The organism is Nocardia otitidiscaviarum NBRC 14405 (assembly GCF_000308635.1).
GTDB classification, from domain to species: Bacteria; Actinomycetota; Actinomycetes; order Mycobacteriales; family Mycobacteriaceae; genus Nocardia; species Nocardia otitidiscaviarum.
This window is the reverse complement of sequence record NZ_BAGD01000281.1, coordinates 121666-135420: the sequence shown is the minus strand read 5'-3', so window position 1 is coordinate 135420 and position 13755 is coordinate 121666. Positions and strand designations below refer to the sequence as shown.

Genomic DNA, 13755 nt, shown 5'->3' with positions numbered 1-13755 from the left:
CCGAGCGCCTCTTTCGTCGTCGACGGAGGCGGTAACAGCCATATCCACCCGCAGCCGACACACGGCCGTCTCGACGGCGCGATCGGCGGCGGCATCGATGGAGCTTGCATGACACCCACCACCACGCCACCGGTCTCGGTGTGCGTGAACGAGATACCCGACGCCGTCGTGCGCGGCCGGGGATTGCTGATCGGATACTTCACCGGGCTCGGCGTCGTGATGGCCGTCTGGGGAACACGCATACCGGCCGTTCAGGAGGCCGCGGGTCTGGATACCGCGGGTCTGGCCGCGGTCCTCCTCGCCGCCGCGGTCGGGATGGTCGGCGGCCTGCAAGCCGGCGGCCGACTGGCCGAACCAGCCCGGCTGCCACGACTTCTGACCGCGGGCGCACTCGGCCTCGCCATGAGCTTGGCGCTGCTCGGCGTCTGCCGGGACCCGATCGCTCTGCTTGCGGCGGCGCTGCTCTTCGGCGCCGCGCACGGCGTTCTGGATGTCGCGGCGAATGCGGCGGCGGTTCGGTGTCAGGACGCCTACGGTCGGCCGATCATGTCGAGCCTGCACGCCGCCTACAGCCTCGGAGCCCTGGGCGGCGCGCTGATTGTCGCTGTCGCGGCGCACAATTCGCACACCTACATCTTCACCTCCACGGCGGCCATCGCCGTGGCGGCCACGCTCGCGGTGGCACCGGCGACCCGCCACATCGGCTACCCGGCCCCACTCCCGGAAACCTCGCAAGCGCCCGTGAAGCCCGCGGCGCTGCCTCGAATTCGACTCTGGCTGTTGGGTTTGCTGGCCGCCGCGTGTCTGCTGGGTGAAGGCGCCGCCGCCGATTGGTCCGCGGTTCACCTCAGCGAACTGCACGCCTCCACCGCGGTCGGTGCTGCCGCATACGCCGGATACAGCGCGGCCATGGCGGCTGGCCGACTGGTCGGCGATCGGCTCATCGCGTACTTCGGCGCGCCGAAAGTCGTTCGGGCAGGCGCGATCCTGGCGGCAGTGGGACTCGTGGCGGGCCTGTCCGCGGGTACCGTGCCGCTCGCGCTGCTCGGCTGGGCCGCTTTCGGGCTCGGCCTGTCCGTCACGATCCCGTCATTGTTCAGCGCAGCGGGCGCGGGCGGTCCGCGTGCGGTCGCCGCCGTAGCCGTGACCGGCTACCTCGGTCTGCTCGCGGGACCGGCGCTCATCGGAGCCGTGGCCGCCGTGACCACCCTGCCCGTCGCACTCGTCCTGCCCGCCGCGCTCGCCGCGGTGGTCGCCGTCCTTTCACATCGAGCACTGGAGAACAGGTGATCACCCCACAGCCCACTCAGCCCGCGCGACTCGACGCGGTCATCTTCGACTACAACGGCGTCATCGGCCTGCAACCGACCCTCCCGATGTGGGGCGAGCTGGCCGAACTCGCCGGATTCCGGGCGGATCAGCTGGAGCACTTTCGCACCGCCTTCTGGAGCGCCCGCGAGCGCTACGATTCCGGTGACCTCGACGACACGGCCTTCTGGACCGCCGTACTCGGCCACCGCCCGAACCCGGGCCTGCTCGAGCGATTGCGTGCCGTCGACACCGCGCTGTGGACCCGCACCGACGACCGCGTGGTCGCGCTCCTGCACCGGGCACGACAGCTCGACCTCCCGATGGTCCTGCTGTCCAACGCACCGCACCCCGTGAGTGATGCTCTCGATGCCTCCCACTGGCGTCCCCTGATGAACGATGCCCTCTACTCGGCTCGCCTGGGCATGAACAAGCCCCACCCGGACACCTACCGGAACGCGTTGTCGGCGACCGGCGTTCACGATTCGGGCCGGGTGCTGTTCATAGACGATCGCGTCGACAACTGCCGCGCCGCCGCCAGTATCGGTCTGCGCGTACTGCACTACACCGGCTCGCCCGCCGATATCGAGAACCAGCTCCACCTCACCGTGGCCGCGTGAACCAACGGCGCGAATCAGCCGCGCGATAATGTGAAGAATGCTAATTTCACTCTGATCGGGGCGAGAGCTACACGGCCGGAAGGGATCTCATGGCTACTACTCGGGTGCGCGGCACCGGATTGGGTGCGACGACGCTCGGCATCGGCGCGGCGCTGGTGATGCTGGCGCCGCATGCGGCGGCCGCGGGCCAGGGGTATGTGGCGATGGCGGCATCGAATCCGAAGGTCGGGTGCGACTACGCGGTCACCAGCGGTGATCTCGTCGGCGGCGGCAGCAGTTCGAGCAATGGGCTGCCGATCACCTTCTACGACAACGGCGTCGCGATCGGGACCGACGAGGTGGGCGGCGGCCTGGTCGGCAAGGCCGCCAAGGTGACCTGGACGCCGAAGACCACCGGACAGCACGTGCTCACGGCCATCGGCAGCTGGGGCGATGACCACGTGATCACACTGACGCCACTGACCGTCCAGGTCGCCGCGAGCACCGCCACCGGCAGCTTCGGCTGCCCGTTGCCGAGCATCTCCGGATAACCCAGCGCCGAGGAGGACTCGGTGACATCGGAAGCCGCTTCCGTCCGCGAGCGGTGACGGCCTCAGAGGCAGCAGGGACGTCGGTATCGACGGCAGCAGGGACGGCAGGGTCGGCGGCAGTAGCGGGGCGGCAGAGTCGGCGGCGGCAGCAGCGTCGGTGTCAGCGGGCGCCGGTGGCAGAGTCGGCGACAGCATCGTCGGCGGCAGCGGTGTCGGTGTCAGCGGTGTCGGCGGCAAGGAGTTTCAGCACCACCGGCCGGGAGAGCGTACCGGCGACCTGCCGGGCCAATCGGTTCGCGCTCACCCCGGCGGCGTGGGACTCCCGCAGTGCGGCGGCGAGGTCGTCGCGGGCGGCCGCGGCAGCCGTCTGCGCCTCCCGCAGGCGGCGGGCGGCCGCGGCGACCACATCGCCCGCACGCGCATCCTCGCTGCGCGCGGCCGCGTGCACATCCTCACTGCGCCCGGGAGCGTCATCGGTCAATGCATTGACCAGTTCGAGATCCCCGTGCCCCGCCCGCATGGCCGATCGCGCGAAATCGGCCATGAACCGCTTGGTGGCCTCGGTGTCGTCGGCCGCCTCGCCGAGCAGCAGTCGGGTGGTCTGCGGCACCGCCAGCGACCAATTGGCCAGCCCGCACAGGGCGAGCAGCACCAAACCGGCCCGGCGTTCGTCCACACCGAACTGCTCCTGGGCCCGATTGAACTTGCGCACATAGTGATCGGCGCGCCAGCCGTCGATGTCGTGCGCGTCCGCGCCGCGGTGCAGGCCCTCCCACAGCAGCAGCCGCAGCAGCTGCGGATGCGCGCGGTGATAGTCGAAGAGCTTGCCCACGTATTCGCCGGGTTCGGTCTCCGACAGCGGCTGCACCACCTCGAGGAACTCGCGCATGGTGTCGATGAGGATGACGTCGAACAGCTTGTCCTTACTGCCGAACAGGCCGTAGATGCGTTCCTTGTTCACCCCCGCCGCCTCCGCGATGCGGTCCACGCGCGCGCCCGCGAGGCCGTACTCGGCGAATTCCGCGCGGGCCGCACGCAGCAGTGCCCGCCTGGTCGCGTCACTGCGCTTGGCCGGAGCGTTCATGACGGCGACTCTAGCATCCAGTAATCCAACTATTTGGTTGACATGATGGTCACCGGCGTCCTACCGTCGTCACCATGCCGACCACCGCCCTGCCGAATCCGACCGACACCCAGGTCTCGACCGCGACGCACCGCGCCCACACCGCGCGCACGCTACCGGTCTTCGTGCTGTCCGCCCTGCTGGCGACGGGGCAGATGTACATACCGATTCCGCTGTTCACCGCCATGCAATCCGACTGGCAGGTGAGCGCGAGCGCCATGACGTGGATCATCAGCGCCTTCGCCTTCGGGTACGCGGGCGGCTTCGTCGCCTTCGGCCCGCTGTCGGACCGGTACGGCCACCGGCGTGTGCTGATGACCGGGATGCTCGCCGCCGCAGTGGTCACCCTATTGACTGGTTTGGCGCTCAGCGCGCCGCTCGCCATTGGCCTGCGGGTCGTTCAAGGCCTGGTGGTCGGTTCGATACCGCCCGCGATCATGGCCTATGTGGCCACCCGGATCACGCCCGCGCATCGCGCCGTGGTGACCATGTCGGTGGCCACCTCGTTCCTGGCCGCGACGGTGCTGGCGCAGATCGCGTCGCAGGCCGTGGTCGCCTCGCTCCCGTGGCGCACCATGTTCCTCGGATCGGCGGTGGCCTTCGCGGCGCTGGCACTGGCACTGCGCGCGGTCATGGTCCCCGACGCGCCGACCGGCACGGACCGTCCGCTGCTACACAGCTACGCCACCGTCCCCGCGGTACTGCGGATCACGCCGCTACTCCCCCTGCTGATCGCGGGCGCCCTGTCCATGGCCGTCATGGTGGGCGTCTACACCGGCATCGAGATCACCGGCCTGGTCCACGGGTCGGGCGAACTGCTCGCCCTGCGCGCGGGCGCGCTACCGGTCATGGTGGCGCTGCCGCTGCTCGCGGTGCCGTTGGCTCGGCTCACCAAGCACAATCAGATCGTGCTGGGCGCGCTGGTCGCGGCGGCGGCCATGGTGGCCGCCACCTTCGAGGGCGGCCATATCGGCATCCTGACCGCATTGCTCGCGATCCTGGTCGGTGGACTCGGCGTCATCGCGCCCGCCGTCCTCCAGACCACCGGTGAACTCGGCGGCGAGGCCCGGGCGGCGGCCTCCTCGGTCGCCATGTTCAGCTTCTACGTCGGCGCCACCCTCGGCCCGATCATCGCGTCGATCGCAGCGCCGCACGGGTTCTCGGCCCTGGCCTGGACCCTGGCGCTGCTCCTGCTCGTCGCGCTGGGGTGCACCCTGCTGGGCGCACGCCTCCAGCGCGGAGCGGCCTCCTCCTGATCCGAGCACTCGGCACCGGCGTCAGAACTCGTCGGAGCAACCGCAGGAACCGCGGGTGCGCAGTTCCGCATCGAGACGGATGATGCCGGGATCCGGTGTGCGGCTTTCTATCTGCTCGAGCAGTAGGTCCACCGCCAGCTCACCCATGCGGCGGGCCGGTTGGACCATGGTGGTCAGGCCGGGGCGGGTGTACCGGGAGTATTCGATGCCGTCGAAGGCGACCACGGCCAGATCGTCGGGCACCCGCAGTCCCGCGTCGTAGGCGGCGCGGAGCATTCCCATGGCCTGGAGATCGCTGGTGACGAATACGGCGGTCGGCGGGTTCGGCCCGGCCGTCAACTCGGCCAGGGCGTGATATCCGGCCGAGCCGCCGAAATCGGTCCGCACGATGACGCCTTCGGGCAAGCCCTTGGCCGCCAGGGCATTCCGATAGCCCTGCACCCGGTCCTCGGCCGTGGAGACATGCGGTCCGCTCAGGCAGGCGATCCGGCGGTGGCCGTGTCCGATGAGATGGTCCACGGCCTGCTGCGCCCCCGCGACCGAATCGCACAGCACGTGGGTGCAGCGCGCCGGATCGATAATGCGGTCCAGGGCGACCAACACCATTCCGGCCTGCTCGCAGGCGTCGGCGATGCCGGTCTCCCAGGCGGAGGAAATCGCCAGCAGCCCTTCGACGCGCCGGTCGATGAACGAGCGCACATAGGCTTGTTCCCGCCCGGGATCTCCGGCGGCATTGCCGACGAACAGCGGGTACCCGCGCGCGAACGCCGCCGCCTCGATCACCGCCGACAACTCGGCGAAGAAGGGATTGGCGCCGTCCGGAATCACCATGCCGAGGGCGTGGCCGCGGTTGGTGCGCAGGCTGCGGGCGGACATATTGGGCCGGTAGCCGAGTTCGGCGATGGCGGCCTCGATGCGGGCCCGGGTCGCCGGCGCGACCTGTCGCGGACCGCCATTGATCACATAACTGACCAGCGCCGGAGACGTACCCGCCAGCCGAGCCACGTCGGCCCGTGTGACCGCCATCGAGTTATCTCCTTCTCGCGCACCGTCCATCCAAGCATCGAACCGGCCGACGGTGAAAGACCAGCCCTTGACAGCTCGTGACCCGCATCACACACTGTCATTCAACTCGTGTTGATCAACACGAGTTGATACTACGAAACAGATTAGGTCGGTTCACGATGAATGCACGATTTCGCCGCGCTCTGATACCTGTCGCCCTGGTCACCGCGGTTGCCGCACTGACGACCGGCTGCGGCCGCGGTGATGACTCCGGCTCCGACGATTTCAAGATCGCGATCGTCACCCGGAACTTCACCAACCCGTACTGGGCGGCGCTGCGCGACGGTGCGAAGGCCGAGGCGGAGGCGCTGGGCGTGCGGGTCGACGTCCAGGCCGGACAGTCCGAGACCGATGCCGACGGCGAGAACGCCCAGATCTCCACCATGGCGGCCCAGGGTTACGACTGTTTCGGCGTGGTCCCGGTCAACAGCACCAATGTGATCACGCCGCTGACGCCGGTCGCGCGCAAGGACATTCCGATCCTGAACCTCGACACCCAGATCGACGCGAAGGCGTCCGAGGCGGCGGGTGTCAGCTACGCCAGCTTCATCGGTTCGGACAATCTCGATGCCGGTCGGATCGCCGGTGAACGGATGGTGCAGGCGCTGGGCGGCAGCGGCAAGGTGGTGATGCTTCAGGGCATCGCGGGCGAGCAGAACGGCATCAACCGTGACCGGGGTTTCAGCGACGCCGTGGCGGGCAAGCTGGAGATCGTGCAGAAGGCTCCCGCCGACTACGAGCAGGACAAGGGCCTGCAGGTCACCGAGGCGATGCTGCGGGCGCATCCGGACATCACCGGCATCTTCGCCGCGAACGACACCATGGGACTCGGTGCGGCACAGGCGATCAAGAACGCGGGCAAGTCGGAACAGATCAAGGTGATCTCGGTCGACGGCATCCAGGCCGCTCTCGATGCCGTGCGGTCCGGGGATCTGTACGGCACCGTGACCCAATACCCCTATGCGGAAGGCCAACTCGCCGTGCAGGGGTGCCTGGCCCTGCACCAGGGTAAGACCCTGCCCTCGCGCGTCGTCGCCCCGATCGCGTTCATCGGCGCGGACAATGTCGAACAGCAGATCGAGGCGTTCCCGCGCCCGATCGTCGCCTTCGACAACCCGATCGAAGGGCTCCTGGACAAGTGACGGCCATCGTGGACACCGCATCGGTCGACTCGCGCGAGCGCGCGGGACGCACCGAGATCCTGTCCAGAATCGCGGAATTCGCGGCTCCCCTGGCCCTGGTGGTGCTCTGGGTGGTGTTCTTCATCGCCACCCCGCACTTCCTGACGCTGGACAACATCAGTGACCTGCTCGTCGCCTCGACCATTCTGACCGTACTGGCCCTGGGCCAGCAGTTCGCGATCACGGCCGGCGGCATCGACCTGTCCGTGGGAGCCAACCTGCCGTGGGCCGCCGCGATTCTCGGCTATCTGACCGCACAGGGTTATCCTCTGGCGATCGGCATCACCGGTGCGATTCTCGGCGGGCTCGCGGTCGGCGTCGTCAACGGGGTGCTCGTCGGTCGGCTGGGCATGACCGATTTCGTGGTCACTCTCGGCATGCTGAGCGTGCTCAACGGCATCACGCTGCTGTTGACGCACGGCAATACGCAGGCGGTGAGTTCCCAGTTCCTGCAACGGCTCGCACTCGACGGCATCGGCCCGGTGCGCTGGTTCTGGCTGCTGGCGCTGCTGGCCGCGCTGGCGGTGGCGGTGATCATCTTCCGGACTCGGATCGGCACCCATCTGCTCGCGACCGGCGGCCGGCTGGAGGCGGCCCGCGACACCGGTATTCCGGTGAACCGGATTCGCCTGTTCGCCTATGCCATGTCCGGATTGCTGTGCGGCATAGCCGGTGTCATGCTGGTCGCCCGCAATGGCGGGGCGGATCCGTCGTTGCAGACCACCTATCTGCTGAGTTCCATCGCGGCGGTGGTGCTGGGTGGCTCATCGCTGTCCGGCGGCAAGGCGTCTGTCCTCGGAACAGTCTGCGGTGCGGTGCTTTTCACCTCGCTCATCAACGGGTTCACCATTCTCGGCATCTCGCAGTACTACCAGCCGGTCGCGGTCGGCGCGGTACTGCTGCTCGCCGCGGGCATCGCCCGCTTCCGAAAGTAGGTCAGCACATGGCGATTCCACTGCTGGAGGCACGAGATCTCACCAAGTCGTTCGACTCGGTGCGCGCGCTCGCCGGGGTCAGCATGACGATTCCCGAGGGTGAGGTCACCGCGCTGGTCGGCGACAACGGCGCGGGCAAGTCGACGCTGGTGCGCTGCCTGACCGGCGTGCAGCCGCCCGATACCGGGCAGATACTGTTCCGCGGCGAGCCGGTGCGGTTGCGCTCGCCCGAGCATGCCCGGCGGATGGGTATCGAGACCGTCTACCAGGATCTGGCGCTCATCGACGACCTGACCGTCTGGCAGAACCTGTTCCTCAATCGCGAGCTGGTGTATCCGCTCGGCATCGTCAACCGCAAGGCCATGATCGCCCGCGCCGGAGAGATCCTGCGCGACCTGGATGTCGACGTGCCGTCGGTGCGCACCACCGTCCGACGGATGAGCGGCGGTCAGCGCCAGAGCATCGCCATCGCGCGGGCGGTGGCGTGGGGTAAGTCCATGGTCATCATGGATGAGCCCACCGCCGCACTCGGAGTCCGGGAAACGGCCGCGGTGGAACAGCTGGTGCGCGGGCTGCGCGAGCGCGGCGTCACGGTGCTGATCATCAGCCACGATCTCGACCAGGTGCTGCGCATCTGCGACAACGTCGTGGTGTTGCGGCGCGGCAGATCCGTTGCCGCACATCGCATCGACGAGGTGGACGGCGACCGGCTGGTCGCGCTGATCACCGGTGCGGCACCCGGCAACCTCGATGTCGCCGAGGTGGGCCCGTGACCGTGGTGGTGCTCGGTTCGGTCAATCGGGATGTGGTGTGCGAGGTGCCGCGGCTGCCCGCACCCGGTGAGACCGTCCTCGCGGTCGGCACGCGAACCAATCTGGGCGGCAAGGGATCCAATCAGGCGGTGGCGGCGGCCAAAGCTGGCGGGCGCGTCGAGTTCGTGGCCCGAATCGGTGCGGAGCCGGACCCCTCGCTACGGAAGTCGCTGCGTGAGTTCGGCGTCGGACTCGAGGCGGTGTGCGAGGTGCCGGGTGCCCACACCGGAACGGCCTACATCACCGTCGCCTCGGGTGAGAACCAGATCGTGGTCGACCCGGCCGCCAACTTCCAGTGGGAGACCGATCCGGAGCTCGACGCCACCGCCGCGGCCCGGCTGATCACGGACGCGGATGTGGTGGTGGCGCAATTGGAGGTGCCGGTGCGGGTGGTGGACTGGGCGGCGCGACGCGCACGGCGGTTCATCCTCAATGCCGCCCCGGCGGCGGAACTGCCCACGGATCTCCTGCATCGGTGTGATCCGTTGGTAGTCAACGAAACCGAGCTCGCGACCTTCACCGGCGCGACCGCGACGACACCGCCGGAGGCGTTCGACCAGGCGCGTGAACTGTGCCGCAGCGGTGTTCCCGCCGTGGTCGCCACCCTGGGTGCGGCCGGGGCCGTCTGGGTCCGCCGTGACGGCGGCACCGTCGTCGGCGCACATCAGCCCGCACCGCGGATTCACGCCACCGATTCCACCGGAGCCGGGGACGCCTTCGTCGGCGCACTGGCCACCGCGCTCGCACGCGGCGACGATCTGCCCGCCGGGGTCGCCTTCGCGACCGCCGCCGCCGCACTGGCGGTCCAGTCCCCCGGCACCCATACCGCCTACCCCGACCATGAGCAGATCACCGCCGCTCTCGGCACCGTTCCCCCGGCCGCCCAGCTGCCCTGACCGCTCCTTCCCCGCAAAGGATTTCGATCGTGCGATCCACCGGAATCATCCACGCCGACCTGTTGTCGGCTCTCACCGCGCTACGGCACACCGACCTGTTCGCCGTCAGCGACTCCGGTCTCCCCGTTCCCGCCGACGTCCCGGTCATCGACCTCGGCATCAGTTACGGACTCCCCCGGTTCGAGCCGGTACTCGACCTCATTCTGAGCGAGGTCACCGTGGAGGCGGCCTGGGGCAGCAGCGATGTCACCACTCACAACCCCGACGCCGCGGCCCTGCTCACCGACCGCCTCCAGGCGAAGCTCCTCGACCACACCGAGTTCAAAGCCCGTATCGCCCAGTGCCGCTTCGTCGTCCGCACCGGCGAGGCACAGCCTTACGCCAATGTGCTGTTGCGCGCGGGGGTGCCGTGGCTGTGAATCGGTGGTGCCGCACAGCCCGGCCGACAGCTCGGATTACCGAGGAGCGCCCGGATTCGCGACCTCGTCCGGGATCGACGGATTCGGGGTGACCGTGCGGCCGTCCGAGCCGAGGGTGTAGGTGATGACCACCGGGCCGCCCGACGGGCAGCAGTTGGCGTCGTCACCGGTCAGCCAGCGATAGCGCACCTGGGCAGCGCGGTCGGAGGAACCGACGACGCTCGTGTACGACGTGGCCTTGGACGTCGCGGTACCGAGGTAACCGTCATGGTTGAAGAACAGCACGTGATAGGGGGAGCTGGCGGTGCCGCCCGGTGTGGTCGCCAGCACCCAGAGCAACTCCGGGCACGAGCCGACCGGCGCGTCGGTGGCGCTGTCGATGCGGTACGGATCGCCGCCCACCGAGGGGCCGAGCGAGGTGATGGCCGCGCTTACTACGTCCGAACCCGGATCGAGGCACAGACCGTTGCCCGCGGTAGCGGGAAGGCCGTCGGTCGGCGAACTCGTCACCGGCGGCTGCTCCGGGCGCGACGTGTTCGTCGGCGCGGCGGTCCCGGTCACCGTGCCCGGTTCCGACGGGCCGGGCGTCGGCGTTCCGGGCTCCGGCGGTGTGGTGGCGTCCTGACACCCCGCGACCACACCGGCCGCAAAGAAGGCCGCCAGACCCGTTCTAATGATCCTGTTCATACGGTTTCCTCCCGTTTTCATCCCCACTCGGGAATCGGTCCGGGAAGGCCGCCGGTTACGCCCCCAATTCTCGGGTCCCGCCCCGGTCGGGATCGAAACCTGCTGTCCGCCAGCGTGATTGCTACACGCCGCCGCGATCACCAGACCGGCAGGATCATACGAGCGGAACCCGCCGAGGGTAATCGGCCACCACCAATGGCCCACGCGAATCGCCCTGCGGGCCCTCATCCGGTGCACCAGCATGCACGCCGATCAGCAGCTACCGGTGATCGAACTCGCCGCCGACGATACCGGCGGTGAAGGCGTCCCATTCTCGGGGGGCGAAGACCAGGGCCGGTCCGGTCGGGTTCTTGGAATCGCGAACACCGACCCCGCCCGCCGCGAGGTGTGCGATCTCCACGCAATCCTGACTGCCACCGCTGTAGCTGCTCTTGAACCACCGAGCATCGGACAGATCGACGTTCATGCTCATGCTCCCTTACTCACCTGCCGAAGCAGGTCTCGACTCTGCCTCTCGTCCAACGCTACCCGCCGCATGGTGTCGTGCGCCGCACGATAGCGCGCAGTGCTATCGCGATCATCGAAGTACATTGCACCGGTGTAGCTCTCGACGTAGACCACCGATGGCTCAGCGGGTTGGCGGTCGCCGTCGCCGAAGTCCAAGATTGTGAACGGCCCGGTCAGATCGCCGAGAGGAGTGCCCGCCGCGTACGGCAGGACGCGGATCGTGATGTTCGGCCGGGTGCTGAGGTCTGCGAGGTGACGCAACTGCGCGGCCATGATCTTCGGACTGCCGATCACCCGATGCAGAGCCGACTCATCGAGAATTACGTCCAGCGCCGCAGGCTGCGCCCGACGAGTGATCAGCACCTGTCGATGCATGCGCATCTCGACGCGGCGGTCGATCTCGGACCCCGGTTCGCGCGGGTGCACGGACCGAATCAGGGTGCGGGCGTATTCAGGTATCTGGGCAAGTCCCGGCACCAATTCCTGGAAAGAGGTCAATGACTCCGCCGCCGATTCCAAGCCCATGTAGACATCGAAGTTCGTTGGGATGAGATCGCCGTACTCATGCCACCAGCTCTTGGTATTGCCCTGTTGGGCGAGCCCTTTGAGGGCGGCTGTCTCGGTGTCGCTGGCACCGAGAACCTGACACAGGGCTTCGATGTCCCACAATCGGATGCGGTCGGCCTGGCCGGTCTCGAGCCGTTGCAGCGTGGTAGCTCCCCGCTCGATGCGTCGAGCGACCTCGGCGATTGTCATCCCGGATTGCTGGCGCAGGTCACGCAGGTAGCGGCCGAGCTGCCGTCGCGGCACTGTGGATCCGGTTTCTCCCATGGCGGCCTCCCGATTGGATGACGTACCCACGATTTTCGGATGACGCTGCTGTGCTGTGCGGACGATTGTCTCCGCGTTCGTGGACCCACCGCTGGGGTTTCGGATCAACTCGAACGAATTATCCATTTTCTGGCGTCCATCGCGCCGTCCAGGGGTGTGCTGAAGGCCCGTCCCGCACCGGAGCACCCGGCCGACGCTAAACCGATGTCGATGACAGAATGGAGCTGATCGCCATGCAACTGCATCTCGAATGCGGGATCGCCACCTGCCGGGTGCGTCAGCGGGCGCGCACCGCCTTGGTGGCGGCCGGGCGCATGGTCCTCGACTCACGCGCGATACGGCTACCGGCGACGCCGCGCAGGTCACTGCTCACTCTGCTGCGTCACGCCGTATTCGGTTACAGCACAGCATTTCTGGGCGGCCGCCATGCCCTGCGATGACCCGGACCGGATCGAGATCCAGGTCATCGTGGACGTGCTCGACACCGTCGAAGCCCGGCTGCGCGAACGCGAACGCTACGGATGGCGATTGACCGTCCCCCGCTCCCATATCTACGCCGCCGTACTGCACGCGGTCATCGTCAGCGCCCGCGCATCCCACCGCCTGCCCGCCACCCTCGACCACGCCGACATCCTCGACGCCATCTTCGACGGCGCCGAACCCCCGAACCGAAGCGAGGCCGGGCGACCGGTGGAAGACCTCATCGGCCACCACATCGTGCCTGTGAACCGACCTTCCTCGCCGTCGACCGTGTACCCGGCCGGAAGACGGTCCCGGAAGGCCACCGATTACCCCGAACGCGGTGGATCGGCGGACTCTCCTACATGATCCTGGAACGGATCGACATCGAGGTCGACGTGCGGGCGATGAGTCCTGGTCAGTGCTGGGCGTCGGTGCTGAGGGCGGGCCACAGGGTGGCGGTGAGCTTGTCGGCGAGTCCGGCGCGGATGACGGCGTCCTCGCCGCGCAGGAACGCCCCGAAGAAGGCGCCGAAAACCATGGTGGCGACGGTGCGGGAGTCGATGTCCGGCCGCACCGCGCCACGGGCGATCAGCTGCGCCAGGACCTGTTCGACTTGGGAGACACGGGGTTCGACGGCGCGTGTCACGAGGTGGTTCAGGAGTTCCGGGACGCGGTCGGCTTCGCTGATGAACCCGCCTTGCAGGACGATGGCGTCGGGGTTGTGGTAGCAGGGGTCGACGCGGCGGATGGCTTCGGTGAACGCCTCGCGCGGGGTCAGCTCGTCGATGGGAAATGGTGGGGTGGCAGCGGTTTGGGCGCGCAGCCCGTAGTCGAGGGCGTCGATGACGAGTTCGAGTTTGCCCGGCCAGCGCCGGTACAGGGTGGGGCGGGTGACACCGGCGTCGGCGGCGATGTCGCCGAGCGCCATGCGGGTGTAGCCGTCGGTGACCAAGCGGCGACGCGTCGCGACGAGGATGGCCTCGTCGACGGCGGGATCCCGGGGTCGCCCGCCTCGCGAGCCGGACCTATCGGCCCGTGGCTGGTTGCCGGGTTCGGTGTGCGGGCGGGTCATGGCCTCCCCTTCGCTACGGCGTTGCGTTACAAGACTGGACTGTAACCCTCA

The 13755-nt window shown here is 68.4% G+C and carries 17 protein-coding genes; 11 read left to right on the top strand and 6 right to left on the bottom strand.

Going from position 1 to position 13755, the window contains the following annotated elements; genetic code table 11:
• Positions 1-108: 108 nt before the first annotated feature.
• From ON31_RS33885 to ON31_RS33875, 3 genes are all read left to right on the top strand, one after another.
• Positions 109-1290, top strand: a complete 1182-nt coding sequence (locus tag ON31_RS33885) for an MFS transporter (RefSeq protein ID WP_051038270.1) — start codon at positions 109-111, stop codon at positions 1288-1290.
• Positions 1287-1928 (top strand): HAD-IA family hydrolase, encoded by a 642-nt coding sequence (locus ON31_RS33880; protein WP_255222370.1) that lies wholly within the window; start codon positions 1287-1289, stop codon positions 1926-1928. Before ON31_RS33885 ends, ON31_RS33880 begins: the two co-directional genes overlap by 4 nt.
• A gap of 89 nt (positions 1929-2017) precedes the next feature.
• Positions 2018-2458 carry a hypothetical protein gene (locus tag ON31_RS33875; RefSeq protein ID WP_143979909.1) on the top strand — a complete coding sequence of 147 codons (441 nt, stop codon included), beginning with the start codon at positions 2018-2020 and terminating at the stop codon, positions 2456-2458.
• Between the two features lie 160 nt (positions 2459-2618).
• Here ON31_RS33875 and ON31_RS35155 read toward each other — a convergent pair whose 3' ends face one another.
• Positions 2619-3542, bottom strand: a complete 924-nt coding sequence (locus tag ON31_RS35155; protein WP_051038269.1) for a TetR/AcrR family transcriptional regulator — start codon at positions 3540-3542, stop codon at positions 2619-2621.
• 74 nt (positions 3543-3616) lie between these two features.
• Between ON31_RS35155 and ON31_RS33865 the strand changes: the two genes are divergently transcribed.
• Positions 3617-4837, top strand: a complete 1221-nt coding sequence (locus tag ON31_RS33865) for an MFS transporter (RefSeq protein ID WP_081592944.1) — start codon at positions 3617-3619, stop codon at positions 4835-4837.
• Between the two features lie 21 nt (positions 4838-4858).
• On the opposite strand, the gene ON31_RS33860 is transcribed toward ON31_RS33865, so the two are convergent.
• The gene (locus ON31_RS33860; protein ID WP_039819411.1) at positions 4859-5863 is read right to left on the bottom strand and encodes a LacI family DNA-binding transcriptional regulator; all 1005 of its coding nucleotides are present in this window, start codon (positions 5861-5863) and stop codon (positions 4859-4861) included.
• A 158-nt stretch (positions 5864-6021) separates the two neighbouring features.
• Between ON31_RS33860 and ON31_RS33855 the strand changes: the two genes are divergently transcribed.
• From ON31_RS33855 to rbsD, 5 genes are read left to right on the top strand one after another with little or no spacing between them, the layout of a single operon-like run.
• Entirely contained in the window at positions 6022-7044 is a 1023-nt protein-coding gene (locus tag ON31_RS33855; RefSeq protein WP_039819288.1) for a sugar ABC transporter substrate-binding protein, read from the top strand.
• On the top strand, positions 7041-8018 hold the full coding sequence (locus ON31_RS33850) for an ABC transporter permease (protein ID WP_255222369.1): 978 nt from the start codon (positions 7041-7043) through the stop codon (positions 8016-8018). Before ON31_RS33855 ends, ON31_RS33850 begins: the two co-directional genes overlap by 4 nt.
• A gap of 8 nt (positions 8019-8026) precedes the next feature.
• Positions 8027-8791 carry an ATP-binding cassette domain-containing protein gene (locus ON31_RS33845; RefSeq protein ID WP_039819286.1) on the top strand — a complete coding sequence of 255 codons (765 nt, stop codon included), beginning with the start codon at positions 8027-8029 and terminating at the stop codon, positions 8789-8791.
• Positions 8788-9726: a ribokinase gene (locus tag ON31_RS33840; RefSeq protein WP_039819285.1), complete on the top strand. Its 939-nt coding sequence runs from the start codon at positions 8788-8790 to the stop codon at positions 9724-9726. The genes ON31_RS33845 and ON31_RS33840 overlap by 4 nt, the downstream gene beginning before the upstream one ends.
• 29 nt (positions 9727-9755) lie before the next feature.
• Entirely contained in the window at positions 9756-10145 is a 390-nt protein-coding gene (gene rbsD / locus ON31_RS33835; RefSeq protein WP_029931952.1) for a D-ribose pyranase, read from the top strand.
• A gap of 36 nt (positions 10146-10181) precedes the next feature.
• On the opposite strand, the gene ON31_RS36145 is transcribed toward rbsD, so the two are convergent.
• The 3 genes from ON31_RS36145 to ON31_RS33820 all read right to left on the bottom strand — a co-directional run bounded on the left by ON31_RS36145 (position 10182) and on the right by ON31_RS33820 (position 12296).
• Positions 10182-10832, bottom strand: coding sequence for an LppP/LprE family lipoprotein (locus tag ON31_RS36145; protein ID WP_157533842.1), 651 nt, complete (start codon positions 10830-10832; stop codon positions 10182-10184).
• A 259-nt stretch (positions 10833-11091) separates the two neighbouring features.
• Positions 11092-11298, bottom strand: a complete 207-nt coding sequence (locus tag ON31_RS33825) for a DUF397 domain-containing protein (protein ID WP_039819407.1) — start codon at positions 11296-11298, stop codon at positions 11092-11094.
• Between the two features lie 2 nt (positions 11299-11300).
• A complete protein-coding gene (locus ON31_RS33820) occupies positions 11301-12296 on the bottom strand; it encodes a helix-turn-helix domain-containing protein (RefSeq protein WP_306306442.1) in 996 nt (331 codons plus the stop codon).
• A gap of 107 nt (positions 12297-12403) precedes the next feature.
• On the opposite strand from ON31_RS33820, the gene ON31_RS33815 reads away from it, so the two are divergent.
• Together ON31_RS33815 and ON31_RS33810 are read left to right on the top strand one after the other, a co-directional pair.
• Entirely contained in the window at positions 12404-12610 is a 207-nt protein-coding gene (locus ON31_RS33815) for a hypothetical protein (RefSeq protein ID WP_147287185.1), read from the top strand.
• Positions 12597-12998, top strand: coding sequence for a hypothetical protein (locus ON31_RS33810; protein ID WP_039819281.1), 402 nt, complete (start codon positions 12597-12599; stop codon positions 12996-12998). Before ON31_RS33815 ends, ON31_RS33810 begins: the two co-directional genes overlap by 14 nt.
• A gap of 49 nt (positions 12999-13047) precedes the next feature.
• Here ON31_RS33810 and ON31_RS33805 read toward each other — a convergent pair whose 3' ends face one another.
• Entirely contained in the window at positions 13048-13704 is a 657-nt protein-coding gene (locus tag ON31_RS33805; protein WP_051038266.1) for a TetR/AcrR family transcriptional regulator, read from the bottom strand.
• Between the last annotated feature and the right edge of the window lie 51 nt (positions 13705-13755).